A 2,088-nucleotide genomic window follows, 5' to 3' on the forward strand; every position below is an offset into this window, starting at 1 on the left:
GCATCGGCGTCTCGAAGGTAAGCGAGCCTTGCCACATGGTGCTGGCCCAGTTGAACACCTTCACCCCGGTCGGCACCGCGATCAGCAGCGTCGCGTACATGAAGAACAACTCGCCCACCAACGGAATGCCGACCACGAACATGTGGTGCGCCCAGACGATGAACGACAGGAACGCGATGCTCGCCGTCGCATAAACCATCGAGGTGTAGCCAAACAGCGGCTTGCGCGAGAAGGTCGGAATGATCGAGCTGACGGCGCCGAAGGCCGGCAGGATCATGATGTACACCTCGGGATGCCCGAAGAACCAGAACACATGCTGGAACAACACCGGGTCACCGCCACCGGCAGCGCTGAAGAAACTGGTGCCGAAGTGAATGTCCATCAGCATCATCGTTACGCACCCGGCCAGCACCGGCATCACCGCGATCAGCAGGAATGCGGTGATCAGCCAGGTCCAGACGAACAGCGGCATTTTCATCAGCGTCATGCCGGGGGCGCGCAGGTTGAGAATGGTCGCGATCACGTTGATCGCGCCCATGATCGAACTGATCCCCATCAAGTGGATGGCGAAGATGAAGAAGGTCACGCTTTCCGGTGCGTAGGTCGTCGACAGCGGCGCGTAGAACGTCCAGCCGAAGTTCGGCCCGCCACCGGGGGTGAACAGGGTCGATACCAGGATCAGGAACGCCGCCGGCAACAGCCAGAAGCTGAAGTTGTTCATCCGGGGCAGGGCCATGTCCGGCGCGCCGATCATCAACGGGATCATCCAGTTGGCGAGACCGACGAAGGCCGGCATCACCGCACCGAAGACCATCACCAGACCGTGCATGGTGGTCATCTGGTTGAAGAACGCCGGCTCGACGATTTGCAGCCCCGGCTGGAACAGTTCGGCGCGAATCACCATCGCGAACGTACCGCCGAGCAGGAACATGCAGAACGCAAACCACAGGTACAGCGTGCCGATGTCCTTGTGGTTGGTGGTCAGCACCCAGCGCATCAGGCCTTTGGCGGGGCCGTGGGCGTGGTCGGCATGACCATGGTCATCGATGACAGCGCTCATGGCCGGTCTCCTTTACGTGAGTGGGCGGGGCGGGCCGGGGCGCACTGCCCCGACCGGTTCACGAAGTACGCGATAGACCGGCTCATTTGCTTTCCGCCTGTTTCAGCTCCAGCACTTCTTTTGGCGTGACCATGTCGCCCTTGTTGTTGCCCCAGGCGTTACGTTCGTAGGTCACGACCGCTGCGATATCGACTTCCGACAGCTGCTTGCCGAACGCCGCCATGGCGGTACCGGGCTTGCCGTGGAAGACAATGCTCAAGTGGCCTTCTTTCGGGCCGGTGGCGATTTTCGAGCCCTTGAGCGCCGGGAACATTGGCGGCAGGCCCTGGCCTTCGGCCTGGTGACAGGCGACGCAGGTGGTGTGATAAATCTTGTCGCCGCGCTCTTTAAGTTCGTCGAGCGTCCACTCCTTGCTGGTCAGCTCTTTGAGCTGCGCGGCTTCGGCTTTGCGCTCGGCGAGCCACTTGTCGTAGTCAGCCTTGTCCTTGACCTCGACCACGATCGGCATGAAGCCGTGATCCTTGCCGCACAGTTCGGCGCACTGGCCACGGTAGATGCCGGGCTTGTCGATGCGCGTCCACGCTTCGTTGACGAACCCCGGGATCGCATCGCGTTTGACCGCGAAGGCCGGCACCCACCACGAGTGGATAACGTCGGCGGAGGTCACGAGGAAGCGCACCTTGGCCCCGGTCGGCAGCACCAACGGCTTATCGACCTCGAGCAAATAGTGCTCGCCCTTGGCTTCCTTGTTGTGGATTTGCTCGGCGGGGGTGGCCAGGTTGCTGAAGAACTCGACGTCCTGACCCAGGTATTTGTAGTGCCACTTCCACTGATAACCGGTGATCTGGATATCGATATCCGGCTCACTGGTGTCGTACATCTTGATCAGGGTGGCGGTCGCCGGCACGGCCATCGCTACCAGAATCAGGAACGGCACGACGGTCCAGTGAATTTCGACGGTGGAGCTTTCGTGGAATGTTGCGGCGACCTGCCCGGTAGAACGGCGGTGCACCATCATCGACCAGTAC

Annotated in this window: 2 protein-coding genes; both read right to left on the reverse strand. The window is 61.2% G+C overall.

All coding sequences use genetic code 11. From position 1 onward, the window contains the following. Nucleotides 1-1,060 (reverse strand): cbb3-type cytochrome c oxidase subunit I (locus tag ACIP66_RS28610; protein ID WP_400652646.1); only part of this gene is annotated, 1,060 nt, incomplete at its 3' end. Nucleotides 1,061-1,142: 82 nt separating this feature from the next. Beyond that, the coding region (coxB, locus tag ACIP66_RS28615; protein ID WP_400652649.1) for a cytochrome c oxidase subunit II at nucleotides 1,143-2,088 on the reverse strand (946 nt) is incomplete at its 5' end.

This window comes from Pseudomonas sp. NPDC088429 (assembly GCF_044753305.1).
GTDB lineage: Bacteria > Pseudomonadota > Gammaproteobacteria > Pseudomonadales > Pseudomonadaceae > Aquipseudomonas > Aquipseudomonas rustica.